Below are 23,999 nucleotides of genomic sequence, written 5' to 3' on the forward strand. Positions count from 1 at the left end.
ACCGAGCCGGGTCCCATGGCCGGCCGCTTCACCGTGCCGTCGGGCCCGTTCCGCGGGGAATTCCTCGATACCGATGACCCGCAGCAGTTCCAGCCGCTCGCGAGCCTCGGCGACGCCGAGCGCGGCGCCGTGGTCGGCGAGCAGAAGACGGATGCCGCACCGGCCGCTCCCAGGAAGGCGCTGTGCACGGTGGCCAGCGGGGAGTCGGGCGGTGCGTCCAGGTCCACCCGCTTCTCAAGGACGGGAGCGCCTCCGTTCAGTACCTGGACCAGGGGCGAGTGGGTCGCCTCCCCGACCGGGGGCAGATGACCGCGCCAGTCCTCCTGCCAGGCTTCACGGCTCTCCGGGCCGGTCACGGCAACTCGGTGCACCTGACGGGATCCGACCCGCAGGTCCACCGCGGCCCAGTCGGCGAGGCGGGGAGCAAGGCCGCGGCTCAACCGGGCGAGGGCGTCGTCCACCTCCAGGGTCTGACCGAGCACCTCGGTGATCTCCGCGACGAGTGTCAACCGCTCGGCGAGACTCTCCAGAGCGCTCGCACGAGCGGCTCGTTCCGCCTGTTCCATCCGTTCTGACTGCCCCGCACGTTCCGCGCGTTCCCTACCGGCATGGCGGTCCGCCGCGGTCTCGACAATCAGCACGACCAGGCCACGCAGACGCCGGAGACGTCGTCCGCCAGGGGTGGCCGACGAGGAGATCGGGACCAGCCGTCCGTCACCACGCAGGCATCTGTCGTCGTCCCCGCGTGCCGAACGCCTCTCGGCCAGTGCCCACAGCAGCGGGCAGCGCTCCCGCGGGACGAGGGCACCTCCCGGGTCGCGATGGCACAGGGTCGTGCGTGGAACTCGCCGTCACCACCCGCCACACCAACGGCGGGGCCATGGGCGCCATCGTGGGGCGCCACCACTGCGGTCCCGTCAGCGGCTCCCCCGGCTCGTTGGCTGAACCGGAGGAGCCTGAGTCGAGCCAGCCCCATGGATACGCTGCTGAACGCGGCCCACCTCCGGGTCCCCCTCCCGAGTCCCCCACCCACACCCGAATGCCTGCCGCGATGTGCGACAGGCGCTCAATCGAAGCCGCGACCGGTCGTGCGCAGGGCCCCGGGAGGAGGGGATGCTCTGGGACGCCGCGATCAAGACGTCTTCTTCCGGCTGCGGTTGATGCACTCCGAACGCACGGCCGTCCGCGCCCCCACCGGAGACCCTCGAACCGACTCTGAAGACGGTCAGCCGAGCCAGGACGACACCCGGCCTCGTGATCCTGCCCCGGTATCTGATGGTCGAACAGTCCTCCGCCCGGATCAGGCGCGCCGGCAGCCACCCGCGACCATGGACGGCACATCCCGCGATCCGAGCGGTACTGATCGTCCGACGGGCAGGTCCCACCGTCATGGCCGAGTGGAACCCCGAGTGAGCTCCGCTCCACCGGCCGGTGCGCGCCGTGGAACGGGATGCACGAGAACGGCAACCTGGGGTAATAGTCGAACTGTCGTCCTCGCAATTCCGTACGGCACCGGCGGCCCGGACGGGAAACCCGAGGTCTGGGATGTGATCATGATGGAAGACTCTCTGAACGGCACCCCGATGCGGCTCGAGGGGGACTTGGTTCCGCCACGGACACCGCTCCTGAACAAGATCAGCGAGTTGCAGACGGAAATCAGTCAGCTGCAGGAGGCCGTCGTCTCCCACACCGTGGTGGACCAAGCGATCGGTGTGGTCATCGCCCTCGGTGGCCTGCGTCCCGTGCAGGGCTTCCAAGTGCTACGAGAGGTCTCACAGCACACCAATACGAAACTGCGGCAGGTCTGCGAACTGATCGTGGACTGGGTACACGGCGAACAGCTGCCCGACGAGATCCGCACCTCCCTGGACAAGGCACTGGCCACCGCACGGTCCATCTGAACGCAGCACAGCTCTGCCGCCCGCGTTCTGAGCCGGACGGCAGGGCGGGCGGACGAGTTGAATGCCAGCTCACTTCCGAACCCGCACGCGACGCGACCTCCGCTCAACGTGTCCCCGCACCCATCTGACCAAAACGTCGCACGCCAGACTTTCCGGCGGTCGCTGATCACGCACGCTACGAAGCGCCGGGGCCAAACCGGAACGCCGCTCGGGACAACGTCGTAGCCGGTCCGTTCTCGTCTGCGTCATGCGCTGAGCGAGACGCCGTATGTACGCGGCCGGTGCCCGCCGAGGCCGCGTACCGGCACCGGGCGGCAGGCCGGCGCGGGCCGAACAGCCGCTCCGTACGCCTGGGACGCTGTGCGTTGGAGATCCTCCATGGCGTCCGGGATGACGGTGCGTCGGTGTCATGCCAGCCAGCTGCCCGCCACGTCGGCGGTTTCGCGCAGGGCCGCGAGCTGGCTGCGGGTGAATCCGGCGATGGGCCGGGCGTGATGCGTCGAGATCGCTCCCAGCAAGGCACCACGCTCGTCGAGCAGCGGGACGCAGTGGCAAGCGCGGCTGCCGACGTGCAGGATCACGTGCCGGGAACATCGGCGAGCCGCACATGGCCCATGGCGGTCTCGGTGATCTCCCGTACGCGGCGCAGCCCCGCGCCGAGGACCGCGCCCTGCGGAGCCGTCGGGCTTGTGCTGCCGGACAGGCGGAGCCCCGGAAGCCGGGGAGCGCCGGCCCGGGCGCGGTGGGGAAACCAGCCGCCGGTCCGCTCATCCGGCCCGGCGATGCGGTTGACCGCGTCCGCAGGACGCCTGGCCGGACGGACTCGGACGGGCGCTGACGTGAGTGTCGATCTCCTGGCCCACGGGTGGCCGCCTCGCCCTCCTCGCTGCTCGGCAGGCCGCCCGTACATGATCCGGGCTCTTGCGTTGTCTCCTTGCTGGCGCGTGCACACCTAGTGTCACGGTCGCAGGATCATCGCGTACGGCGGGATTCGCCCTCAGGGCGAGACGCCCTCGTCCGACTGTGGCAGTCGCAGGGCGAGCAGGGCGATGTCGTCGTGGGCACCTGCCACGAGTCCGTTCATCAGCTCGTCGCTCAGCTCGTCGATGTCCTGGTCGACCAGGGCGGCAGCGTGCTGCCGGAGCCGGGTCATGCCGTGATCCATGGATTCGCCGCGCCGTTCGATCAGACCGTCCGTGTACAACAGCAGGGTGCTGCCCTCGGGCAGGGGCAGGCAGGCACTGGGCCGTTCGGCGTGCGGGTCGACGCCCAGCAGCAGGCCGTGTGCTTCCCAGAGGTAGGTGGTGTCGCCGTCCGCAGTGACCAGCAGGGGTGGTGGATGTCCGGCACTCGCCCACTCCAGCTGGTACGGCCCTCCTTCCTGGCCCTTGAGCAGTGCGTACACGCAGGTGGCGGTGCGGTGGCTGTAAAGGGCGTCGACTGCGACGTCCAGGCGGCGCAGGATCATGCCGGGGGGCTCCCCGCGGTCGCAGGCGATGCCACGCAGCATGTTCCGGATCTGGCTCATGGTCACGGCGGCATGCAGATCGTGGCCGGTGACGTCGCCGATGATCAAAGTGGTGTCACCGCTCTCCGGCAGGACGAAGCTGTCGTACCAGTCACCGCCGATCTGCGCAGTGGCAAGCGCCGGGGAGTAGCGGGCGGTGACGCGAAGACCCGGTACGACGGGCAGGTCCGGCAGCAGAGAGCGCTGGAGGCGCTCGGCGACGGCCTGGGTCTCGGCGTAGAGCCTGGCGTTGTCGAGGGCCAGCGCGATGCGGTGGGTCAGGTCCTCGACCAGCGCCAGGTCCGCCTCGCCCCACGGCGGGTGTCCCTCGCCCCGGACCAGGGTCAGCGCACCCAGCACTCGCCGACGTGCCCGCAGGGGTGCCACGATCACGGAGTCTCCCCCGAGTCGGGCGAACGGTTGCATGGTTGCCGTGTGCAGCGGATCGGACGCCTCCTGCGCGGTCGGCAGCCGCCCGGCCGACAACAGCAGCGGGCCGGCGCCGCGAAGCACCCGGGACAGCGGGCCTGTCGCCGTCTCCGGCACCGGCGGCAACGGTCCCGTCAGGCCGGTCAGGGCGGCATTGGGGTCACGGTGCGAGACACAGACCCGCTCGACGGCGCCGTCCTCGTCCATCAGATCGGCCGCGGACCAGTCGGCCAGTCCCGGCACCAGCACGCGGCACACCCGCCTGAGCCCCTCGACCGCGTCCAGCGTGCTCGACAGCGCCGCCGCGCTCCGGGTGGCGAACGCCAGCTGGTCGAGCGCCGCTCGCAGCGCCGCGTCCGCGTCATCCTCGTCCATGGCGACCACCTACCCGCCTGGGGGCTCTACGGCCGCTTCCGTCCTGGGAAACCACTCCCCGGGCCGTGCACCGCGTTCGTATACGGCAGGGGCCCGGGCATGTCCTTACGGTCTCCCCAGGGCCGAGTCTCCTGCTTCCGGCGTGTTACCGAGCGTTCTGATCGGCCGGTCCGGCCGGCTCTCGCTCTACGATCGCAGCATGCGCGGACGTCGCACGGCCTGTCGGACACCCTCTGGACGCCTCCGGCCCCCGTCGCGGGTCAGGTCTCGGGCCTGACCGACATCCAGTCGGCGCGGCCGCCCGCCCCGAGCACGTCGACATCGGCACCGAGCTCGTCGGTCGATCCCTCCCCCAGTTCGCGCCGGGTGATGCGGCCGACCACGAACGGGAAGACCGGCCGCAAGGGCTGGCACCAGCGCAGCCACGGGGGCGCGTAGATGCTCCGGGCACGGTGTGTGATGCCGGTGGCGGGCCAGTCGGCCACCTGTGCGGGACTGTGGACCCGCCGAGCGAAGGGCGGCTGGTGTCGGCGGAGGACTCCCAGCACCGGGTGCTCGTCCATTCCGGCGATCATGTCGGTGCCGGTCCAGTGCAGGTAGGCGATGCCGACCGCGACCCCCTCGGGGGGCGACCTCACCGCGCAGCGCCAGGGCGAAGGACTCCGCGCCTGCCTTGGACGCGCAGTACGCGCTCATCATCGGAGCGGAGCCGAACGCTGCGGTCGAGGCGATCTGGAGGAAGTAACCTCCGGTCCGCTCGAGTTGGGGAAGGAAGGCCCTCGCGGTGTTCGCCGCCCCGACCAGGTTGACGTCGACGACGCGTCGCCACAGCTCGGCCTCGGTGCGGGTGAAGGGCCCGCCGACGGCGATGCCGGCGTTGGCCACGACGACGCCGGCCGGTCCGAGCCGCTCCTCGACCTGCCGCGCAGCCCTGTCGAGGGCGGCCTGATCGGTCACGTCCGCCTCGATGCAGACGGTCATGACGGCCAGTGACGCCGCCACCTGGGACAGCGTCTCCTCCTCACGACCGAGCAGAGCGATCCGCATGCCCTCCGCGGACAAGCGCCGCACCAGTGCCTCGCCGACGCCGCGCGCCGCCCCCGTGACCACAGCGACCCGGCCCCGCAGTGGGCCGTCGCGCATGGCGGGAGGCGGGCGGCTGCCGAGGACAGTACGCATGCGACCCTCATCTCTCCCGCTGCCGTGGTCGGCCGCCTCCCCGCGTGGTCGGCCGCCTCCCCGCGTACCCGTAACTCACAGCCGGTCACCGCGCACGAGGGCTGGATCGTCGGCGGCATCGAGGCTTGAGCCGCGACCGCCCATGTAGGACTTCCGGACGGGAGCAGCGTGCTCCCACGGTCGGCGACCTGCTGCTTGCCGAACGACGGTTCGCGGGGCCCGTGCCCGCGCCGCCGCTCATGCCGCGTCGCGCCAGGCGGCAATACCGGTCACCGTGACCGCGACGGTGACCGGCTCCGCGGCAGCGTGGGTGACGAGGTGGGTGATGAGGGCGTCTGTCACCCGGTCGTGGACGTTTCGGGCGATGTCCAGCGCCCGCCGATCCTCCGTCAGGACGCAGCGCACCTCGATGTGCCATCCCGAACCGTCCGGCGCCCGGTCGGCGCGTATGCCGGCCTCCGGCGGCGTGGTGTCCGCCCGGGTGGGCGCGGCGGCTGCCGCGAGGCGCCGGGCGAGGCGGGGTTGCAGGGCGGCCACGCCAGGAACCGCGAGGGCTGCCTCGGCCGCGACGCCGAGGAGCGCGGTGGTGCCGGTGGCGGTCATCATGCGCCACCGCCCGTCGGGAGGCGGGGACCAAAGGTCGGTCCCGGTTCCAGTACGTCGGCCACGGTGATGTCGACGGCTGTCACCGTGAGCCCCAGGTCCTGTCCGGCCGAGTGGAGGACCGATCGGCGTACCTGGTGGACCCGGTCGGGCAGCGGGCGGTCGAGGGCGGCGGCCAGGGTCATGGTCACCCGCACGTCGGTGCCGTTGCCCTCGGGTACGAGCCGGCAGGTCGCGGCCCTGGCACCGGGGACCGTGTCCGCGGCCCGCCTCAGCACCTTCGCCGCGGCGCTCTCGGCGATCCGCAGGTCCCGGTCGGGGTCGGCCAGGGGCAGCAGCCGCCCGAACCGGACCTCTGCCCTGACGATGTCCATGACCCGGTCGGCGAGTGCGTGCAGGCCCGGAGGGTCCTCGTCGCGCAGCGTCCGGGCGGCCGCGTTCACCGTGGCCAGTCCCTCGACCGCCTCTCGGCAGTATGGACAGGACACCGGGTGCGGGTCCGCGGCCGGCGGTGCGTCCCGTGCCTGTTCCCAGACCCGGCTGAGCAGGCGGCCGCAGGGCAGTACCTCATCGCCTGCGATCGGGGGCACGTCGGCGGCGGCCCAGCCGTTGCGGGGCCCGTCGGCTCCGGGCGGTTCGGGAGGCCGCGTGTGCGGGTCGTCTAGCGCCATGGGCCCATCGCCTCCTGCAGGGATCGGCGTGCCCTGAACAGTCTGCCGCGTACCGTCTGCTCGCCGGTACGCGTCACGTGCGCTATCTCCTTGTAGGGCAGGCCCTGCACCTCCCGCATGATCCAGCAGACCCGCTGTCCGGCGTCCAGCTCGGCGAGTGCGCGGAACAGGGCGGCCGTGGCCGCGTCCTGCTCGGCGGTCCGGGCGGGCTGGCTCCACGCGTCGCCCGCCGCGGGTTCGGCGACGGCGTCCAGGGGGAGGGGCGGCGGCCGGCGGCGGCACATGGTCTGGCAGCGGTTGACGGTGATCCGGTACATCCAGGTGCGGAACTCCGCCCTGTGGCGGTATTCCGGCAGGTGGCGCCAGGCGCTGACGAAGGCGTCCTGAACGGCCTCCTCGGCGTCCTGGGGGTTGCCCAGCATGCAACGGGCCAGGGTCAGCAGGGACCGGCTGTGCCGCTGGACGAGAACGGCGAAGGAGTCCTCGTCTCCCTCGGCCGCCCGTACCGCCAGCAGGCGGTCGGGCAGGTCGCACCCCAGTCGTGGGGAAGCAGTGCGTTCGATCATGACGCTCCCACGCAGGCTCGGAACGAGCGTGTACCCCTGATACGAGTTGTGACGCACATCACATGCCAGACGCGTGAGGATTGTGCCGCCCGGTATGTCCAACGTTCGACGGGCGCCATTCCGGTGTCCGGCCGACCGATCGAGGCGACCGCCATGACGGACAACATCACCAGCGTCGGCGGGGGCAGCCGGCCCGAAGCGGGCGTGAGCGCGCTCAAGGGCCGCACCGGGGCCGGGGCTCCGGCCGAGACACGGGGCAGGACCACCATCGCGGACGGTGTGGTGGCCAAGATCGCGGGCATGGCCGCCCGCGAGGTACCGGGCATCTACAACCTGGGCGCCGGCATGGCCCGCGCCTTCGGAGCCATGCGGGAACGCGTCCCCGGCGCAGGCGGAGGCGGAGCGGTCACCCGCGGCGTCAAGGTCGAGGTCGGGGAACGCCAGGCCGCGGTGGACCTGGACGTCGTCGTCGAGTACGGCGTCTCCATCGTCGACGTCGCGGGCGGCGTACGCACCAACGTCATCAGCGCCGTGGAGCGGATGACGGGCCTGGAGGTCGTCGAGGTGAACATCGCCGTCGACGACGTCCACCTGCCCGACGACGAGGAGGAACAGACCGAACTGGACGAGGGCCGCGTGAGATGACCGCTGCCGGGAGCACCGCCGTGTCCTCGGGCCCGAGCGGATGATCACGGCGAGAGAGACGCTCGCGAGACGGGTGAGTGCGAGATGAACACAGCAACGACGGGACTCGCGGCCGGCATGGCCCTCGGCTTCGCCGGCTACTTCGGCGGCTTCTGGGCGTTTCTGCTGGTGCTGGTCCTGGGTGCGGCGGGGCTGATCGTCGGCCTCGTCGTACAGGGCGACCTGGACCTCCGGACACGGAGGCAGCGGTGAAGACCCGGCCCGGTTCCCCCGGTGAGGGGTCGGGCCCGCCGGCGCCGGCCGCCGGGCTGCCGCCCCCGGCCGAGCGGGGCGCCACCGTCATCCCGGACAGGGTGGTCGCCCGTATCGCCGCGCAGGCCGCGCGCGCGGCGCAGGCGCGGCGCGCCGCGGTACCGCCCGATCGGGGCGGACCTGCGGCACCCCAAGCCTCCGCCGCCGTCCGTACCGGATCGGTGCGCCTGCATCTGACCATGGACCTGCCCTACCCCACGGACATCCCGCGTGTCTGCGAGCGGATCCAGCGGGACGTCGCCGAACGGGTCGCCCAGCTGACCGGGCTGCGAGTGGGAGAGGTCCTCCTCACCGTCCGGCGGCTGGTGACCGCCACCGACCCGAGCCGGGGGCGGGTCCGGTGAGCGGCCGGGCGGCCCGGGTCACCGGGCACGCCGTGCAGGAAGGGCGATCGTGATGACATCCGGTCCACATCCCCCGGGCCGCGGCTCCGCGTCGTCCGGGCACCGTGCCGCAGTGCCGCTGACGAAGGAGCCCGATCCTCCCGAACGCGACGTGTCCCCCTCGGACCTCACAGCCGGTGAGCACGAAGGAGGGCACCGAACCCGTCGCAAGTGGTCGGCGCGCAGCGTCACGGCGGCGCTGGTCGCCGCGGTGATCCTCGTGGCCGCGGTCGCGACGCTCGTCGACGTCGTCGCCGTACGGGCGGGACGTCCGGCCACGGCCTGGCGACGGCACCTGGCCGACGAACTGGCGACCCGCCCGGTGGACGACGTATGGATGCTGACGGGGGCCGCCGTGGCCGCCGCCGTCGGCGTCTGGCTGATCGTCCTGGCCCTCACCCCCGGTCAGCGACGCTGGCTGCCCCTGCGCTCACCCGCCGGCTGCCCGCGACTGCGGGCCTTCGTGGACCGCAACAGCGCCGCCGTCCTGCTGCGCGACGCCGCCATGCGGGTCCCCGGAGTCGGCGCGGCGCACGTCCTGGTGGGCCGCCACCGCATCAAAGCCCGCGCGGACGTCCGCTTCCGAGACCCCCGACAGGTGAAGGACGACCTCACCGCCGTCCTCGACGAGGAGCGCGACCGGCTTGCCCTCGCCCGTCCTCCCCGCATCGCCGTACGGACGCGGCGACGCACCCGCTGACACAAGACCCGCAGCACCGGAGCCCGCCATGACGCCGCGATCGGCTCTCAACCGCAGTCTGCTGGCCCTCGCCGGACTGGTCCTCCTCGGCGGCGGACTGCTCATCCTCTTCGCCGGGCTCGACCTCTACCGGCGGCACGATCTGGCCCCACCCGCCGGCTGGCCCCTGACCACCCCGGCCGACGTCCTGCTCGGCCCCGCCGACCGGGCACGCTGGAGCAGCCAGGGCTGGTGGTGGTGGCCCGCGGTCATCGCCGCCCTCGTCCTCACCGCCCTGCTCGCCCTGTGGTGGCTGCTCGCCCAGCTGAGCCGACACCGCCCCGGCTCACTGCCCGTCGGCGGCACACCCCCGCAGGAAGGCGTCGAACTGCGCGACCACGCACTCAGCGAAGCGATCGCGAACGAAGCCGGTGCCCTGCCAGGGGTAGGCCATGCGGCCGTAGTCATCACCGGCCGACCGGGCCGCCACCGCACCCGCATCAAGCTCACCCTCACCCCCGAGGGCACGCCCGGCGCCACTCTCGGTGCCCTGTGCGAAGGCCCGATCGGCACCGCGCGTCGGTCCACCGGCCTCACCGACATGCCAACCGAGGTCCGCCTACAGGTCAGCCGCCACGGACCACACCGCGTGGAGTGAGGAGGAGATCGGCCGTTCCCGCCGACGCCCTTGCGGCCCATAGCAGTTCGCGGGCGCGCCGGCACCACTCCCCGAAGGAGAGATCATGATCATCCTGGGCGTCATTCTGCTCGTCGTCGGCTTCCTCACCGGCCTGTCCATCCTGTGGACCATCGGGATCATCCTGCTGGTCGTGGGAGCCATCCTGTGGATCCTCGGCGCGATGGGACACGCCGTCGCCGGTCGACGCCACTACTGGTAGGCGGGGTCGGTTGCCCTGCAGGGCAGTGATCCATGCTGCGGGCAGGCCGGCAGACGGCGCGGACCCCACCAAGATGTTCGCGGCGGCGGACGACGACGGCGAAGAGGTCGATCCGGCTGAGGCCGCCGCCGGTGCTGACCAGCCGCCGCGGCTCGGCCGGGGCGCGCCCGGTGGCCGTTGTGCCGGTCCTCGCCGCACGAGCGCACGGCCGACTCGATGGGGAGTCGGTGGATCGACCCCCACGATCCGGGCGGGAGTTCCCCACCGCGTCGACCGGTGAGTCTCCGTCGGGAGTTCGTATGCACAGCACCTTCGTGAAGATCCGCCAGAACGTCCCCCCCGGGCCACGGCGATGACGGGCGGTGAGGGGCAAGGACCCGCGGAAGGCTCCACCCGGTCGGAGCGCTTCGGGGAGGAGTTTCTGGGAATCCTGCTGGACCAGGGGCACGAGCTGCCGCCGCACCAGCTCGGTCCGCTCGTCGCACGGCAGATCGGCAGGCTCGACGGCCGCGAGACCTCGCTCTTCCTGCAGGACTACGGCCAGGTGTGGCTCGTCCCCCTGCCGGGCGACGGGCTGGCAGCCGGGGAACCGCAGCCGATCGACGGCTCCGATGCCGGTCGTGCCTTCCAGGAGGCGCGTCCCGTCGAGGTGCCGCAGGCCGGCGGTGTACGGGTCTATATGCCCCTGCTGGACGGTGGCGACCAGGTGGGCGTCCTGGCCGTCACCCTGGACCGCGTCCACGACGACGAGCGACGGCTGCTGCGCAGGCTCGCCTCGCTCGTGGCCGACATGCTGGTGACCAAGCACGGTTACACCGATCTGTTCTTCCGGCTGCGCCGCAGAGAACCGATGAGTGTGGCGGCGGAGATCCAGTGGTCGCTGCTGCCACCGCTGGCGATGTCCACGCCCCGGGTCGAGCTGGCCGGGATGCTGGAACCCGCCTACGACGTGGCCGGCGACAGCTTCGACTACGCCCTCAACGGCGATGTCCTGCATGTGGCCATGGTCGACGCGATGGGCCACGGACTGGACGCCGCCACGATGGCCACGGTGGTCATCGGAGCCTACCGGCATGCCCGGCGCATCAGCGTCGGCCTGTCGGAGATCTATACGTTCATGGACCGGGCCGTCGCCGATCAGTTCGGCCCCGACCACTTCGTGACCGCTCAGATGATGCGGCTCAACACGGCAACGGGCAGGCTTCAGTGGGTCAACGCCGGACATCCCGCTCCTCTGTTGATCCGTGGACACCGTGTCGTACGACGGCTGCAGGGCCCGACGACGCTGCCCGTCGGCTTTGGCGGTCACGAGCCCCGGATCAGTGAAGTGGCTCTCATCCCCGGCGACCGGATCCTGTGCTTCACCGACGGACTGATAGAGGAGCGCGATGTCGGCGGTGAGGAATTCAGTGAGGAGCAGCTCATCGGGTGGGTGAACCGCCTTGAGCCCACGGCCCAACAGATCCGGACGGTGGCGCGCTCCCTCTCCCACACGCTGCAACGGGCGCGGGGCGGGATCACGACGGACGATGCGACGCTCCTGCTGATCGAATGGCGCGGGAGCGCCACCGACGACCTCGCCCTCCCGGAGTGAGCCGGCCTCCCACCCCCAGGGAAAGGCCGACGGCACGCAGCCTTTCCCCCACCGCCGATCTCTCACACTCCTGCTGCCGCGGTGGGCACGTGACGGGTGACCGGTCCGTCAGGAGTGCGTGAGGCGGAGTGGGGGGCGTCGTGTCCGCCTTCGGAGTCCCAGACCGCCTCCCGGAGCGAGTCCGAGTCGGCCGCTGCCTCTGCCGCGGCCCGGAAACGTTCGGCCTCATGGATCAGGCCGGTCGCCGTGAGGCTCCGCGACGGGTCGGTGGCCGTGGCCATGAGCCGGGCTGCGGTGGCCGGGGCTGTCTCCGGTGGGATCACCAGCAGGTCCCAGCGGCCGAAGGTGTGGGACAGCAGCAACAGCTTGTGCGGGTCCTGCCCGGCGTTGGACCAGCCGACGCGCACCATGTGGCCGTGCGCGGGCACTTCACCCGGGATGACCGGCCACAACGTGCGGCTCACCGCTATCCGGGTGATCCGCCCCCACAGCGGGTCGAGACATTCGACGAGCGCCGGGAGCTCCTCCGTCAGGTTGCGCGAACGGGGCCACCAGGCACCGTCGATCAGGGCCGGAGGGGCGCCGGCCCGCGCCAGCGTGAGTCGGAGCGGTGACGAAGAAGGGGCCCGGTCTCCGACTGCGGGTGTGAACGGAATGGTCGCGGTCATGACGCGGACCCAACCCCGGGCCGGTCACGGCCGACCCGGTTGCCATGAATCGCCGAGAACGACCCGGCGTGGAAGCCGGTGTACGAGATGCTCTCGGTAATCACCAGGATACTCCTCGCCCGCGCCCGGCGGACCGATGCGGAGCGAGGGGTTGAACGGAACACGAGGAAAACCTCCCGCGCAATACAGCCAAGGAGTGCCGGCCAGGGCATGCGAGCCGTCGGGCGTGAGACCGGTCCGGTAGCCGGCGTACGACGTGCCCCGGCGCCCTCAGCCCACTTCCCGCCGGTATCGACAGCCGCTTCACCGAATGCGGCGGCGTCTCCACAACCGCCCCGGCGTGTGCGGAGTACCGTGGACAGCACCGAGGGCATTTCGCACACCGGCTTCCACGCCGGGTCGTTCTCGGCGAGAGACGAAACCCGGGGCGCCGCCAAGGCGGCCCGGAGACGGGTCCGCATCATGTCGGCGACCTTGCACCAACTCCTGCCAGACCACGAGCCCGTCGCAGCCCCGGCCGCGCGTCTCGCGCTGAAGACCGACGGCCCGTCGCGCGGCCTCCTGGACGGTGCCTGGTGGCCCCGCTCCCGGGACCTGCTGAGCGAGCTGCCCGCACTGACCGATGTGCTGGACCCTCTGTGGGGCCGCATCACCCGCATCGCCGTCAACCCGAAGTACTGGCCGGTCATCCCGCACGAGATCCCCGTGGGCGGTCATGTCGTCAAGGTCGGATGGTTCACCCCGGAGATCGACCCGCACAAGCTGCTGCTGCTCTCCTACGGCACCGGCCGCTGGGACCTGCTGGTCATCCCACCCGAGACCGAGACGAAGTCGGCGGCCCGCCTGATGGCGGCCGCGTCCGACTACGACGGCCCACCGCTGACCGCAAGCGCTCTCATGGCCGCGGACGAGACCCGGCACGCCATCTCCGCCGCCGACCGGCCACTCGAACCCGACGAGGCAGGGAAGCACGAGGAGGACGGCCCCGCCTCAGCGGCCGTTCCGGCAGGGACGGATCGCGCCAGTCGCCTGGTCATCGGCATGTGAGACGGCCGCCACGACCGGTGCCTTCACGGGTTTCGGACCTGCCTCACGAGCCGGCGCAGGCACATGCAGGGGTCTCGACCGGCGAGTCTCCGCCCCACGTGGTCCTCGTCCCGAGGAGCAGTACATGCAAGCCCTGATCGTTCTCATCGTCGTGATCGGTCTTCTGGCCGTCCTGGCCCTCGCCCTGTCCGTGAAGGTCGTCAAGCAGTACGAGAAGGGAGTGCTGTTCCGCTTCGGCCGACTCGTCGGAACACGCTCCCCGGGACTGCGGTTCATCATCCCGTTCGTCGACGCCCTGCACCGGGTGTCGCTGCGGGTCGTCACCATGCCGATCCAGTCCCAGGGCATCATCACCCGGGACAACGTGAGCGTGGACGTGTCGGCGGTCGCCTACTTCCGGGTCGTCGACGCCGTGAAGTCGGTCGTCGCCGTGGAGAACGTCAACGCGGCGATCAACCAGATCGCCCAGACCACCCTGCGGAAGGTCGTCGGCCGGCACACGCTCGACGAGACGCTGTCGGAGACGGACCGTATCAACCTGGACATCCGCCAGATCCTCGACGTCACCACCGTCGACTGGGGTGTGCAGGTCACGCTGGTCGAGCTCAAGGACATCCAGCTGCCCGACACCATGAAGCGCGCCATGGCCCGCCAGGCCGAGGCCGAGCGGGAGAAGCGAGCGAAGATCATCAACGCGGAGGGCGAGTCCCTGGCCGCAGCCGCGCTGGGCGACGCCTCGGACACCATGATGGCCCACCCCCTGGCGCTTCAACTGCGCAATCTCCAGAGCCTGGTGGAGATCGGTGTCGACCAGAACACCACCGTCGTCTTCCCGGCCCCCCTCATGAGCACGATCGGCGAGCTCGGCTCCTTCCTCGCCCGGGAAACCGCTGCCGCCGCACCCGCCGCGGCAGCGCCACCGGCCGGCACCGGCCGCACCGACACGTCCCTCAGCCCGGCAGGCAGCGCGCCCGGCACCGCGGCGTGAAGCCGACTACGGCCCGAGCGATCCGTGGCACCAGGGAGGATTCGTGACCGTCGCCTGTCGCGCGCATCCTCCGGGCACCGGCTGATGATGGGGGTACGGCCGAACACGCGGAGCTGATCATGACGGGTTGGCGGGTCAGGGACTACACCCAGGACGATCTCGAAGCGGTGATCCGTGTCGACATGCAGAGCGGCACGACCGAGGAGCCGCCGCTCTTCCCGCTCTCGGACGCCGTGACGGCCCTCCAGACCCGCCACCCGGCCGTGGTGGCCACGGCCGACGACGTGCTGATCGGCGCCGCGGTGAGCAGGGTGGAGGGCGAACGGGCATGGATCCTGCGCATCTGCATGGCGCCCGGCTGGCGGCAGCGCGGGCTGGGGAGTGCCCTGATCACCGCCCTTGAGCAACGGCTCTTCGCCGCCGGCGTCCGCGCGGTGCACGCCGTCCTTCCCGAGGGCGAGACCGGTGCCACCGCCCTGCGCAACTGCGACTTCGGCGCCCGCCCCGGGCTCGTCTTCTTCGAAAAGCGCGGGCCGGTGACCCCGCAGTCGGCCGGCACGCTGTCCTCGCTCGGAGCGGAACTGCCGCCAGGGGGACTGTGGCAGAAGGTCGCGGGCATGCAACGGGAGAAGCAGCTCATCGAGCGGCGCCTGGTCCTGCCGCTGGCCCATCCCGAGCTGGCCGCCCAGCACGGAGTGGAACCGCCACGGGCGGTGATGCTGTTCGGCCCGCCCGGGACCGGCAAGAGCACGTTCGCGCACGCGATCGCCAGCCGCCTGGGATGGCCCTTCCTCGAACTGTTCCCCGCCCGTCTGGCCGCCGAGTACGGCCTGGCGACCGGGCTGAACCGGCGCTTCGACGAGATCGCCCGGCTCGACCACGTCCTCGTCTTCATCGACGAGGTCGAGGAGGTCGCCGGCGAACGCGGCGGCGCGGACGCGACCGCTGTCGGCGTCGTCAACGAACTGCTCAAGGCGATCGTCCGGTTCCGAAGCCAGGACGGACGGCTGCTCGTCTGCGCCACGAACAACGTGACCACGCTCGACTCCGCGTTCCTGCGGCACGGCCGCTTCGACTACGTGCTGCCGATCGGCCCTCCCGACCACACCGCCAGGACCGCGCTGTGGGAGAGCTACCTTGCCCGAGCGGGCGCACGGGCCGACAGCGCGGTACTCTCGTCCGCCAGCGAGGGGTTCACCCCCGCCGACATCGCCCACGCGGCGCGCACCGTCTCCCAGGCCCAGTTCGAGCGCACCTTCGACACCGGAACCCGGACCACCCCTACCACCGACGACTACCTGGACACGATCCGCGACACCAAGCCCACGGTCAGCGCCGCCATGGCCCAGGACTTCGCCCAGCAAACGGAAAAGTACGCCCGCATCTAGCGTCCAGGCCGATAAGGGAGTCGATCTGCGACGGACGTGTCAGGCCGGCGCAGGAGGCATGCCGCCGCCCGTATCAATGAGGATCTGCCTGGCCTCGGTGACGTTGTCGGCCCGTACGGCCCTGGCCATCGCGGCGCGTGCCGCGTCGGGCGACGTGTCCGGAGGGACCAGCAACAGAGAGAAAAGGTCCCCTTCGCCTCGGGTGATGAGGACGGTGTCGTCACCGACCGGGAAGGAGTCGATGTGCACGACCCGGTCGTCGACCATCACCCGGGTCGGCAGTTCGTCCCAGGCGCTGCCGTCCAGACCGACCCGGGTGACAGGCCCGAGATGCTCGGTCAACGCGGAGATCAGCGAGGGAAGCTCGGCACCGATGTCCCGGGACCGCGGCCACCAGGCACCGTCCAGGATTCCCTCGCGTGCGTGTGTGGTCTCCAGCCTCAGCAGGGCCGTCCCTGGTTTCACCGACCGGTGGACGGCGTCCGGCAGGAGCCTGGGGAGGTCGGGGGTGTCTGAGTCAGCCATGGTGTCCGCCCGTCCGCAGAGAGCAGTGCCATCGCAGAGCATGCGACCGCGATACGGCCCTGCTACCTCACGGTACTCCGCACGACGCTCGCGCGAGCGCTTCGCCGCAGGGCGCGGTTACGGAACAAGCAACGGCTCCGGCGTATACCCGCCGGAGCCGCCCTTCCAGGTCATTGCACGTGAGCGTGCGCCGACCCGCTTTCCACGTTACGCCAAAGGGATTGATCCGACATGAACAATCCTTGCGGAAGTTCACTTCGGTCCGAGAAACCGACGCGGCTGCTCAGCCACGCCCTTCTTCTTCTGTCTCCATCTGCCGGATCCCCTGATGCGTCAGCGTGATCATCGCGGGCGTGTTGCCCCTCTCCCAGTCCACGACGACCCAGCCTTCACCTGCCAGGTACATACAGGCAGCGGCCATGTCCTGCTCAGGGATACCCAGGTCGGTGCGGAGCTTCGCCCCATCGACGCCCAGGAGGCGATTGCCCTCGGCGGCTTGGTACAGAGCCTGCATGATCCTCTCGCGGTACGTCTTCCGGTCTCGCAATATCGCCATGACGCGCCTTCCTCTACTGCCCACGGTCGGGCCGAAGTCGATGTCATCCGCGGTCGCCGTCGCGGTGGGGCGCGTCGGAACGGTCGCGTCCACCGCCGACCGACGGTGCCTCCGGGGCCGACGCCCGATCCCCGGCAGAACATCGCTGTAGTGGAAGGCAGCGATCCGTTCGGCGTGCTGGCCGTTGAGCCGGTGGATCAGAGCGACTCCGACGGCGATCAGAAGGAGCAGCGCGGCCGCGGCGATGACCGTCATGGTTCTCTCATCTCCGTCGAACGGCGGGCGAAGGGCCTGCCGATCCGATATGCCGGGGCAGGCACGACGGCCCGACCGGCTCCGCCGTCGGTCTCCCACGCTTCTTCCCTGATCCGGGCGTCGATCCTGTCTGCTGCTTCCTCCAGTGCCGGGGCCTCGATGCCGTCGCCCGCCATGAGCTGCGCGGCTGCCTCCGCACCGGTTTCCGGCGGAATCACCAGGACGTCCCGGCGGCCATTGGCGGAGAAGAAGGTCAGTCTGTGCGGATCCTGCTCCTCGGTGGACCAGCCCACGTGCACTGTACGCCCGGCGATGGACACCCGACACGGGATGACGGGCCAGTGGGCCGGGTTCACCGCGATACCCGTGATGCGACCCCAGAGATCGCCCAGGGCGGCTGTCAAGGGTGGCAGCTCACGGGTCAGGGCACGGGAGCGAGGCCACCACGTGCCGTCCAGCCCGCCCGGCGCGGGTGTCAGGGACAGGCGAGCCGGCAGCGACGGCGCGCGCTTGCCCCATGTCGTACGGTCGATGGTCACGGACATGGTGCGAACCTGCCCCCGGGCTCGTGAGCGGCCCGGCGTTGTCGATCACCGGAAACGGCACCCGCAGCGGAGCCGGTACGCGAAGAACTCCCGGTGCTTTCACACTACTCCGCTCACCGGCCCGAGAAGCCTGGGGTGACCAGGTATTTCCTGCCTTCGGCCTGGTCACCCGCGCCCGGCACTGGGCCGGTCAGAGCCAGTCCTTGCGCTTGAACGTCAGATACAGCACTGCGGACAGGACCACGATGACGGCTGCCGATGTGATGAATCCGGACTGCCGGCCGAAACCGGGGTAGGGAAGATTCTGGCCGTAGTAGCCGGTGATCGCGGTGGGTACGGCGATGATCGCGGCCCAGCTCGTCACCTTCTTCATGATCAGGTTCATGCTGTTGGCCTGGACCGAGAGGTTCGTCTCCATGACCGAGGCCACCAGGTCCCGCAGTGATTCCGTCCACTCGGTGGCACGCAGCACGTGGTCGTAGACGTCCTGGTAGTACGGGGCGAGAGGGTCGTTGATCAGGTGCAGGCCGGGGCGCATGAGGGTGTTGACCACCTCACGCATCGGGAGCACGACGCGGCGCAGCTGGACGAGCGACTTACGCAGTGCGAAAACCCGGCGCTGCACGGCTTCGATCTCACGGCGCCCGGCCGCGAAGAGCAGACCCTCCAGCTCCTCGACGCTGTCGTCCAACTGCTGGACCGCGGCGAAGTGTCCGTCCACGAGATGGTCGAGCAGACCGTGCAGCAGGAATCCGACGCCGTGGCCGGCCAGGTCCGGGCTCTCGTCCCAGCGGGCGACAACGTCCTCGATGTCGAGGCCGTCGTCCTTGCGGACGGTGATCATGGCCTGGCTGGTGAGGAATACGGCGATCTCGCTGTACGTCAGTTGCGCACCGTCCGGGCTGACGGTCACGGCGTAGGCGCTGAGGAACTCGTGGGTGCGATAGCGGTCGAGTTTCGGCCGCTGTCCATGGTGAGCGGCATCCTCCAGAGCCAGTTCGTGGATGCCGAACTCCTGACCGAGCATGGTGAGTTCAGCGGCTCCGGGCCGGTGCAGGTCCAGCCACAGGACCGACGCCGGATCAGCGAGATGCGCAGAGACGTCACTGGCGGGAAAGCCCTCCAGGACCAGAGTGCCGTCGTGATACAGCCGGGTACGCGTCACCATGGCCCGAGGCTAGTGTCTTATACCCCTGTCATGCCGCTTCGCCCCGATTGCCAGCGCGGCAGGTTCATCGACAGCAGCCACCCTCCGTGGGGGCCTTACGTCAAAGCCCGCGACATCCGGAGCTCCGACCGACGAGCATCGGGTGCCGGTCCGAAGGCAGGGATGTGGGTACCCGGCCGCCGCATCGCATCCGGCGTACACCGCACGACCGGATGCGGCCCGTCAGCCGGGAAGGACACTCCGAGACCATGACCACGCATACCCCGCGCCGTCGCCCGCCTCCCCCCGCAGGTGGCAGTGATTTCGCCCGCCTGTCGAAGAAGATCGCCGAGGCCGGCCTGATGAACCGGCGCCCCGGCTACTACACCGTCCGGTCCATCGTCGTGGCCGTCGCCTACGCCGGGGGCTGGAGCGCGTTCGTCGTCATCGGCGCGGGGTTGTGGACCCTGGCGCTCGCCGCGTTCCTCGCCGTGATGTTCGGGCAGGTGGCTCTGCTCGCCCACGACGTCACGCACCGCCAGGTCTTCCGCCGGCGCCGGCCCAGCGAAACGGCCGGCCGCATCGCCGGGGCCGCGATCGGGATGGGCTACGGATGGTGGCAGGACAAACACACCCGCCACCACGCCAACCCCAACCACGAGGACCTCGACCCCGACATCGCCCCGGACCTGCTGGTGTGGTCCCAGGACCAGGCCCGCGCCGCGACCGGACTGCCGAGGATCATCGGCCGTCGGCAGGCGTTCCTCTTCTTTCCCCTGCTCCTGCTCGAAGGGGTCAACCTTCATGTCTCCAGCGCGCGAGCACTGGGCAATCGCGCCCTGAAGAACCGCGCCCTGGACGGCACGCTGCTCTACGGGCACACCGCCGCCTACCTGACCGCAGTGTTCATCGTCCTCCCGCCCGGCATGGCGATCGCGTTCCTGGCCGTCCACCAGTGCCTGTTCGGCCTGTACCTCGGTTGTCTGTTCGCCCCCAACCACAAGGGCATGCCGATCCTGACCGGCAAGGACCGCCCCGACTTCCTGCGCCGCCAGGTCCTCACCGCACGCAACGTACGCGGCAGTTGGTTCACCGACCTCGCCCTGGGCGGCCTGAACCACCAGATCGAACACCACCTGTTCCCCAGCATGCCCAGCCCGCACCTGCGCAGGGCCCGGCCCATCGTCCGCCGCTACTGCCAGGACTTGGGAGTCGACTATCGGGAAACCGGACTGATCGCCTCCTACCGGCAAGCACTCGCCAGCCTCCACCGAGCAGGAGCGCCACTGCGGCGAGCCCGTATCAGCAGCGCCCGAGCATGACGCACCGGCGCCGGCGGTAGATGATCTCGCCGCCCTGTCTGAACCAGGAGGCAATCCCGTCGAACCGCTTGCATGAGTCCGCAGCTGTAACGCATCCAGACGCCCTTGCCGTACTCCAGCGCCTTGTCCCGGTGCCCGGCTGAAGTGATCCGGTGAGACCCAGCGGCTGGAACAGCCCCGTCGGCTTCCCGGCGCGGCTGCGTCGTCTTACGGCTCCCCTCCCAGATGGGCGCAATCGCAAATCCAGCGTCCCGCGAGCATCGCAGGAGCGCGCACTGTGTGCGGAGCCGAACGCGGTCATGCGCGCAAGCACAGTCGAGATCACGGCGAAGCCCCGCCGGAGCGCTCCGGCGGGGCTTCGTCTCAGGGCTCCGAGCAGAAGCCCCGTCGGGGGATGGTTCCCGGATGGGCTTCACTGCTTCGCCCTCTCTCACACCGCTGTCACGAACTGAGCGGACACCCGCGAACCATAGGGACCTGACCTGCAATCTTGTGCGCGCCCCGGAGCGGCTGGACACCCATGGACGATCGTTACGACCTGTGCCATGTGGTACCCAGTGAGGGACCCAAGATCAGGACGGGAGCCTCTTCTGGCCCGTCAAAGCGGTATTGCAGGGTGTTCGACGGTGTCTCACTCACGCGTCAGACCCTCTCATCTGTCACGAGATGTCACATCGCCGGGGTGAACCTAGCGGACCTTAGCCCTCTCGCGTCGGCATGTCCGGACACTGCCGGAACCCTTGAGCGTCTAGGTATGTGGTTCTCCGGCGTGTACTCATGACCGCGTCGACAGCGGACCCTCCGGGCGCGTTCCTGGTAGGAGACTTGGCCGTAGCCGGATGGGCCCTCCCGGTCACGGCTTTCGGTCCACAACCGGCAGCCGCATTCCGAGTCCGCCGGCCATACGGCTCGGCAAGTCGCTCGGCTGGTGGAACGCGTGGCTCACGCTTGCCCCTCCGCCGCACCCCCGTGCAGGCCGTCCCATGTGGTGGCGGCTCCGCGGAGGTCCTCTACATCCGGCTTGACCTACCACCTCTTGGTCGTCTTTACGTTCGTATGCCCGGCCCATCGCGCGAGGATGTGGTCCGGCACGCCGTTGTTGGCTAGGAAGGTGAAGCACGACGAGCGGGCGTCGTAGAGCCTGACGCGACGGAGGCCGAGAAGCTCCATAAGCCGGTACGCACGCCGACGAAGTTGCTTGAGCGTGAAAGCTTCTCCGGTCTCGTGCACCAGCACATAGCCGGACACCACGTACCCCTCTCCCAGAGCGAGTTTCTCCTCGGCCTGGAGAGCCCTGAACGTCTTGAGGGCGGCTAGCACCGGAGTCGGCAGCGGCAAATCCCGCTCGCCCGCAAGAGACTTGGTGTCCTTCTCCACCACGTAGCGGTTGCCCATCATCGTGCGCGTGTTGGCAATGACGATCGTTGCGTTTTCCAAGTCAACATCTTCCCAGCGAAGGCCGCAGACTTCAGCTGGGCGGAGCCCCATCAGAGAAAGCAGAAGCGCGGCGTAGAGGCGTTCTCCCCTGATGCCATGGATGAACTTCTGAACCTCCTGGACGTTCCAGGGCTGCACCTCCTCCTTATTCTTCCGCTCCTCTTTGCGTGCCCTGCGGGGGATGGTGACGTGTTCAGCGACATTGACGTATACCAACCGCCGCGTAACAGCTCTCCCCAGAGCTTCCTTCAGTCGAGCGAGGCTCATATCCACACTCGTGACACCGAGTGGCGTACCTGCCCTCTTGCCACGCACACGACCATGCGCCAGCGCCCAGTCCCTCCATTCCTCCACATGCTCTTCAGTAAGATCCTGCAGGAGGATCTTGCCAAGTCTCCCCCGAACTCGATCCAGGGTAAGAGGCTGTCTCACGTGGCAAGTTTCGCGAGCTTCTTGTAGCAGGCCAGGGCGGCGGCCATGGCCCGGCCTCGGCTCTGCCAGTCGTTGCGAACCACGTACGGGATCTTGAGGCCACGAGCAGCCCATGGCAGGCTCATGCCGCATGATCGATGAATTCGCGAAGGACAACCTGCACGGGAGACTGCGGCGGGACCGCAAGGCGCTGCTCTGGAAACTCGACGGCTTGTCCGAATACGACGCCCGCCGGCCTTTGACCGCGACCGGGACCAACCTCCTCGGCCTGGTCAAACACGTGGCCACCGTCGAGGCCAAGTACTTCGGCGAGGTTTTCGACCGCCATTCCCCGGAACCGCTGCCCCGGTGGCAGGACTCCAACGGCAGCGATCTGTGGGCGACCGAGGACGAGACCCGCGATCAGATCATCGGGTTCTACCGGCGCACATGGGAACACTCGGACGCGACGATCAACGAGCTTCCCCTCGACGCCCCCGGCCACGTGCCGTGGTGGCCGGAGCCTTATGCCGACACGAACCTGTTCGCCATCATGGTCCATGTCCTCGGCGAGTCCAACCGGCATGCCGGGCACGCCGACATCCTGCGCGAGGGCCTCGACGGCCGGACCGGGATGCGCCCCGAACACGAGAAGCAGATCGACCAGGAAGCCCGTGCAGCCTACTGCGCGAAGATCGAGCAGGCCGCCAGGTCGGCCGCACCAATCAAGGCGTAGAGGTTGTCTCACGTGACTTGATGTTCGTGCGGCACGATGCCAGTCGTGGGTGCTGATCTCTCGAAGCGTCTGGTTCCTGATGAACTCTGGGAACTGGCCGCCCCGTTGCTACCGTCGTTCGCTGCTCGTCCGCAAGGTGGTGGGACCGCTCCGTGTGACGAGCGGGCCGTGTTCACCGCAGTGGTGTACGCGCTGACCAGCGGCTGTGCCTGGCGGCATCTGCCGCCGACGTTCGGCACGTCGCCCGCCACCGCGCATCGCCGCTTCACGGTATGGACCGCGGCCGGCCTGTGGCGTCGGCTGCACCGGGCGGTGCTGGACGAACTCGGGGCCCGCGGCGAGGTGGACTGGACCTCGGCGATCGTCGACGCGGCCTCCGTTCGCGCCAAAAGGGGGGATCGCTCACCGGCCCGAACCCGGTCGATCGCGGCAAGAAGGGCAGCAAGCTGCACGTGCTGTCCGATGCCCAGGGCATCCCGCTCGCCGTCGCCGTGTCCGGCGCGAACATGCACGACAGCCTCGCCCTCAAGCCGCTCATCCGCGGCATACCCGCCGTCCGGTCCCGCCGGGGACCACGGCGGCGCCGACCCGTCAAACTCCGCGCGGACAAGGCGTACTTCTCCGCCGAACACCTGGCCTGGCTGCGCGAACGCGGGCTCGTCGCGCGCATCGCGCGGCCCGGCATCGAGTCCGGCGAACGCCTCGGTCGGCACCGCTGGAAGATCGAACGGTCGATCGCCTGGCTCTTCGGCTACCGCCGCCTCACCGTCCGATATGAACGAAAGGGCTCGCACTTCCTCGCCTTCCTCGGCCTGGCCGCCGCCCTGACCTGCTACAAGAAGCTCGCGAAACTTGCCACGTGAGACACCCTCTAATCGTGTAGTTGTAGATGGTGGTCTCTTCGAGGTCATCGGCTTTCATGGCCAGCCATCGATCAAGCCACTCGTTCACAGTGATCTCGTTGGGCGGCACGAACGAGCCCTCGTTCCGCCGGTTAGTTATGTTCGCGTACTCAGCCTTCGCTTCCTTCAACGAATCGAAGGTGCGCCTCAACTGCTTACGCTTCCCGGTTTCAGGGTCGACCCCGACGTCGACAACAAACCGGTATCTGACCTTCCCCTTGGAGTTGGGAGGAAGTTTCTTGATGGGATCGGACAGAATTCTCACTCTCCCCGAATGCGCGGGAACATCTACACTGGGCCGCCTCCGCCAATAAGGGTCTAGGCGAATG

Annotated in this window: 29 protein-coding genes and 1 pseudogene; 16 read left to right on the top strand and 14 right to left on the bottom strand. The window is 69.7% G+C overall.

What is annotated here, in order from left to right; translation table 11 throughout:
• Nucleotides 1-15: 15 nt before the first annotated feature.
• From ABT288_RS10450 to ABT288_RS10460, 3 genes are all read left to right on the top strand, one after another.
• Nucleotides 16-309, top strand: a complete 294-nt coding sequence (locus tag ABT288_RS10450; protein WP_330337001.1) for a hypothetical protein — start codon at nt 16-18, stop codon at nt 307-309.
• Complete coding sequence (locus tag ABT288_RS10455; RefSeq protein WP_351604808.1) at nt 306-575, top strand: hypothetical protein; 270 nt, start codon at nt 306-308, stop codon at nt 573-575. The genes ABT288_RS10450 and ABT288_RS10455 overlap by 4 nt, the downstream gene beginning before the upstream one ends.
• A gap of 978 nt (nt 576-1,553) precedes the next feature.
• Entirely contained in the window at nt 1,554-1,901 is a 348-nt protein-coding gene (locus ABT288_RS10460) for an ANTAR domain-containing protein (protein ID WP_330337002.1), read from the top strand.
• A gap of 407 nt (nt 1,902-2,308) precedes the next feature.
• On the opposite strand, the gene ABT288_RS10465 is transcribed toward ABT288_RS10460, so the two are convergent.
• From ABT288_RS10465 to ABT288_RS10490, 6 genes and pseudogenes are all read right to left on the bottom strand, one after another.
• Complete coding sequence (locus ABT288_RS10465; RefSeq protein WP_351604919.1) at nt 2,309-2,656, bottom strand: GAF domain-containing protein; 348 nt, start codon at nt 2,654-2,656, stop codon at nt 2,309-2,311.
• 242 nt (nt 2,657-2,898) lie between these two features.
• Nucleotides 2,899-4,212, bottom strand: a complete 1,314-nt coding sequence (locus tag ABT288_RS10470) for a PP2C family protein-serine/threonine phosphatase (RefSeq protein WP_351604811.1) — start codon at nt 4,210-4,212, stop codon at nt 2,899-2,901.
• Nucleotides 4,213-4,472: 260 nt separating this feature from the next.
• Nucleotides 4,473-5,355: pseudogene (locus ABT288_RS10475) on the bottom strand (SDR family oxidoreductase).
• Nucleotides 5,356-5,628: 273 nt separating this feature from the next.
• Nucleotides 5,629-5,997, bottom strand: a complete 369-nt coding sequence (locus tag ABT288_RS10480) for a hypothetical protein (RefSeq protein ID WP_351604814.1) — start codon at nt 5,995-5,997, stop codon at nt 5,629-5,631.
• Nucleotides 5,994-6,665: an Asp23/Gls24 family envelope stress response protein gene (locus ABT288_RS10485; RefSeq protein ID WP_351604817.1), complete on the bottom strand. Its 672-nt coding sequence runs from the start codon at nt 6,663-6,665 to the stop codon at nt 5,994-5,996. The genes ABT288_RS10480 and ABT288_RS10485 overlap by 4 nt, the downstream gene beginning before the upstream one ends.
• Nucleotides 6,656-7,231, bottom strand: a complete 576-nt coding sequence (locus tag ABT288_RS10490; protein WP_351214702.1) for an RNA polymerase sigma factor — start codon at nt 7,229-7,231, stop codon at nt 6,656-6,658. Before ABT288_RS10490 ends, ABT288_RS10485 begins: the two co-directional genes overlap by 10 nt.
• Before the next feature lie 153 nt (nt 7,232-7,384).
• Between ABT288_RS10490 and ABT288_RS10495 the strand changes: the two genes are divergently transcribed.
• From ABT288_RS10495 to ABT288_RS10525, 7 genes are all read left to right on the top strand, one after another.
• Nucleotides 7,385-7,876, top strand: coding sequence for an Asp23/Gls24 family envelope stress response protein (locus ABT288_RS10495; RefSeq protein ID WP_351604819.1), 492 nt, complete (start codon nt 7,385-7,387; stop codon nt 7,874-7,876).
• An 84-nt stretch (nt 7,877-7,960) separates the two neighbouring features.
• On the top strand, nt 7,961-8,128 hold the full coding sequence (locus ABT288_RS10500) for a hypothetical protein (protein WP_030645371.1): 168 nt from the start codon (nt 7,961-7,963) through the stop codon (nt 8,126-8,128).
• Nucleotides 8,125-8,532 (top strand): Asp23/Gls24 family envelope stress response protein, encoded by a 408-nt coding sequence (locus ABT288_RS10505; protein ID WP_351604822.1) that lies wholly within the window; start codon nt 8,125-8,127, stop codon nt 8,530-8,532. The genes ABT288_RS10500 and ABT288_RS10505 overlap by 4 nt, the downstream gene beginning before the upstream one ends.
• 112 nt (nt 8,533-8,644) lie before the next feature.
• Nucleotides 8,645-9,271: a DUF6286 domain-containing protein gene (locus ABT288_RS10510; RefSeq protein WP_234357808.1), complete on the top strand. Its 627-nt coding sequence runs from the start codon at nt 8,645-8,647 to the stop codon at nt 9,269-9,271.
• 28 nt (nt 9,272-9,299) lie between these two features.
• Nucleotides 9,300-9,908, top strand: coding sequence for an alkaline shock response membrane anchor protein AmaP (locus ABT288_RS10515; protein WP_351604825.1), 609 nt, complete (start codon nt 9,300-9,302; stop codon nt 9,906-9,908).
• Between the two features lie 85 nt (nt 9,909-9,993).
• A complete protein-coding gene (locus tag ABT288_RS10520; protein WP_099054839.1) occupies nt 9,994-10,149 on the top strand; it encodes a DUF6131 family protein in 156 nt (51 codons plus the stop codon).
• Nucleotides 10,150-10,501: 352 nt separating this feature from the next.
• Entirely contained in the window at nt 10,502-11,743 is a 1,242-nt protein-coding gene (locus ABT288_RS10525) for a PP2C family protein-serine/threonine phosphatase (protein ID WP_055707164.1), read from the top strand.
• Between the two features lie 62 nt (nt 11,744-11,805).
• Here the strand turns inward: ABT288_RS10525 and ABT288_RS10530 are convergent, their stop codons facing one another.
• On the bottom strand, nt 11,806-12,411 hold the full coding sequence (locus ABT288_RS10530) for a DUF5994 family protein (protein WP_351604828.1): 606 nt from the start codon (nt 12,409-12,411) through the stop codon (nt 11,806-11,808).
• Between the two features lie 354 nt (nt 12,412-12,765).
• On the opposite strand from ABT288_RS10530, the gene ABT288_RS10535 reads away from it, so the two are divergent.
• The 3 genes from ABT288_RS10535 (at nt 12,766) to ABT288_RS10545 (ending at nt 15,834) form a co-directional block, all read left to right on the top strand.
• The gene (locus ABT288_RS10535) at nt 12,766-13,458 is read left to right on the top strand and encodes a DUF5994 family protein (protein WP_351604831.1); all 693 of its coding nucleotides are present in this window, start codon (nt 12,766-12,768) and stop codon (nt 13,456-13,458) included.
• Between the two features lie 124 nt (nt 13,459-13,582).
• Nucleotides 13,583-14,446, top strand: coding sequence for a slipin family protein (locus ABT288_RS10540; RefSeq protein ID WP_069777874.1), 864 nt, complete (start codon nt 13,583-13,585; stop codon nt 14,444-14,446).
• Between the two features lie 119 nt (nt 14,447-14,565).
• On the top strand, nt 14,566-15,834 hold the full coding sequence (locus ABT288_RS10545; protein WP_351604833.1) for an ATP-binding protein: 1,269 nt from the start codon (nt 14,566-14,568) through the stop codon (nt 15,832-15,834).
• A 39-nt stretch (nt 15,835-15,873) separates the two neighbouring features.
• Here ABT288_RS10545 and ABT288_RS10550 read toward each other — a convergent pair whose 3' ends face one another.
• From ABT288_RS10550 to ABT288_RS10565, 4 genes are all read right to left on the bottom strand, one after another.
• On the bottom strand, nt 15,874-16,359 hold the full coding sequence (locus ABT288_RS10550; protein WP_351604836.1) for a DUF5994 family protein: 486 nt from the start codon (nt 16,357-16,359) through the stop codon (nt 15,874-15,876).
• A 283-nt stretch (nt 16,360-16,642) separates the two neighbouring features.
• Nucleotides 16,643-16,915: a hypothetical protein gene (locus ABT288_RS10555; RefSeq protein WP_055495844.1), complete on the bottom strand. Its 273-nt coding sequence runs from the start codon at nt 16,913-16,915 to the stop codon at nt 16,643-16,645.
• 251 nt (nt 16,916-17,166) lie between these two features.
• Nucleotides 17,167-17,715 carry a DUF5994 family protein gene (locus tag ABT288_RS10560; RefSeq protein WP_063785065.1) on the bottom strand — a complete coding sequence of 183 codons (549 nt, stop codon included), beginning with the start codon at nt 17,713-17,715 and terminating at the stop codon, nt 17,167-17,169.
• Nucleotides 17,716-17,905: 190 nt separating this feature from the next.
• On the bottom strand, nt 17,906-18,883 hold the full coding sequence (locus tag ABT288_RS10565; RefSeq protein WP_351604839.1) for a magnesium transporter CorA family protein: 978 nt from the start codon (nt 18,881-18,883) through the stop codon (nt 17,906-17,908).
• Between the two features lie 248 nt (nt 18,884-19,131).
• On the opposite strand from ABT288_RS10565, the gene ABT288_RS10570 reads away from it, so the two are divergent.
• Nucleotides 19,132-20,184: a fatty acid desaturase family protein gene (locus tag ABT288_RS10570; RefSeq protein WP_351604842.1), complete on the top strand. Its 1,053-nt coding sequence runs from the start codon at nt 19,132-19,134 to the stop codon at nt 20,182-20,184.
• Nucleotides 20,185-21,210: 1,026 nt separating this feature from the next.
• Here the strand turns inward: ABT288_RS10570 and ABT288_RS10575 are convergent.
• Entirely contained in the window at nt 21,211-22,053 is an 843-nt protein-coding gene (locus ABT288_RS10575; protein ID WP_351604845.1) for a site-specific integrase, read from the bottom strand.
• A complete protein-coding gene (locus tag ABT288_RS10580; protein ID WP_351604847.1) occupies nt 22,050-22,178 on the bottom strand; it encodes a hypothetical protein in 129 nt (42 codons plus the stop codon). The genes ABT288_RS10575 and ABT288_RS10580 overlap by 4 nt, the downstream gene beginning before the upstream one ends.
• 5 nt (nt 22,179-22,183) lie before the next feature.
• Between ABT288_RS10580 and ABT288_RS10585 the strand changes: the two genes are divergently transcribed.
• Both ABT288_RS10585 and ABT288_RS10590 read left to right on the top strand, forming a co-directional pair.
• Nucleotides 22,184-22,768, top strand: a complete 585-nt coding sequence (locus tag ABT288_RS10585) for a DinB family protein (protein ID WP_351604850.1) — start codon at nt 22,184-22,186, stop codon at nt 22,766-22,768.
• 45 nt (nt 22,769-22,813) lie between these two features.
• A protein-coding gene (locus tag ABT288_RS10590) for an IS5 family transposase (RefSeq protein WP_450862119.1) occupies nt 22,814-23,631 on the top strand; the annotation gives its coding sequence in 2 pieces (ribosomal slippage) (nt 22,814-23,156 and nt 23,156-23,631; 819 coding nt in all).
• Here ABT288_RS10590 and ABT288_RS10595 read toward each other — a convergent pair.
• On the bottom strand, nt 23,531-23,935 hold the full coding sequence (locus ABT288_RS10595) for an Arm DNA-binding domain-containing protein (RefSeq protein WP_351604854.1): 405 nt from the start codon (nt 23,933-23,935) through the stop codon (nt 23,531-23,533). The genes ABT288_RS10590 and ABT288_RS10595 overlap by 101 nt on opposite strands.
• Nucleotides 23,936-23,999 lie beyond the last annotated feature (64 nt).

The organism is Streptomyces sp. NPDC001093 (assembly GCF_040298985.1).
Classification (GTDB): domain Bacteria; phylum Actinomycetota; class Actinomycetes; order Streptomycetales; family Streptomycetaceae; genus Streptomyces.